The 1,043-nt window shown below is 48.2% G+C and carries 1 protein-coding gene; it reads left to right on the top strand.

The annotated features are described in order from the left end of the window. On the top strand, positions 1-798 hold a 798-nt coding region (gene ccoP / locus A3750_RS11755), incomplete at its 5' end, for a cytochrome-c oxidase, cbb3-type subunit III (protein ID WP_156498539.1). Positions 799-1,043 lie beyond the last annotated feature (245 nt).

Below are 1,043 nucleotides of genomic sequence, written 5' to 3'. Positions count from 1 at the left end.
TCCGACACTGAAACGGAAAAAACAATGGGCCATACCTTCGATGGCATCGAAGAATATGACAACCCATTACCTAAGTGGTGGATGTACATGTTCGTCGCCACCTGTGTATTTGGTCTTGCCTACTATGCACTCTACCCCGGCCTTGGCAATTACAAAGGCCTGCTAGGCTGGACACAAGTCGGTCAGTGGGAGAACGAAGTACAAACGGCAGAAGAAAAATACGGTCCTATTTTTGAAGCGTATGCTGCGACGCCTATTGATGAATTGGTTCAAGATGCAGAGGCGATGAAAGTTGGTCAACGTCTCTTCGCAAACAACTGTGCGGTTTGTCATGGCTCTGCTGGTCGCGGCGCGATTGGTTTTCCCAACTTGACCGATGATGATTGGTTGTACGGCGGTACTGAAGAAGCAATCAAAGCCACTTTGGTGAATGGTCGAATGGGCAATATGCCAGCTAAAGGCTTGAATCCAGCGATGACCAATGCTCAAGTTGATGACATGGTTCATTACCTGTTGTCATTCAGTGACCGCAGTGACAATTCTGAGGCGGCTGAGCGCGGTGCAGCAATGTACCAAACAGCATGTGCAGCGTGTCATGGTGCTGACGCTAAAGGTAATCAAGCCCTCGGCGCTCCAAACCTAACCGATAACGTTTGGTTGTATGGCAGCACGCCTAAGCGCATTTCTCACACGCTTCTATATGGACGTGCGGGTGTGATGCCTGCTCAGTTAGAGCGACTTGGCGAAGAGAAAATTCACTTACTTACAGCGTATGTAAAAAGCCTTTCTCAGAACTAAGATAGAGATCGAGGCCCTTTCAACAGAGAGGGCCTTTCCTCCAGCCCTGCAAATCAGCTTGGGCTAAACATCAAGAGACGCGAGTAGTTATGTCGGAAAAAATCCCGGTTAAACAGATTGAACCAGGCGCTCAAGACTTAGAGACATACAGCAGCAACGCTGCTCAAGACGGCGTGACCAAAACCGTTGAGCTCTACGCATCTCGAAAAAAAATATACGTTAAGAAAATCAAAGGACTCTTTCAG

It is taken from the genome of Oleiphilus sp. HI0079 (assembly GCF_001635105.1).
The sequence above is the reverse complement of the archived record's forward strand: the minus strand, read 5'-3'. Positions and strand labels throughout refer to the sequence as shown.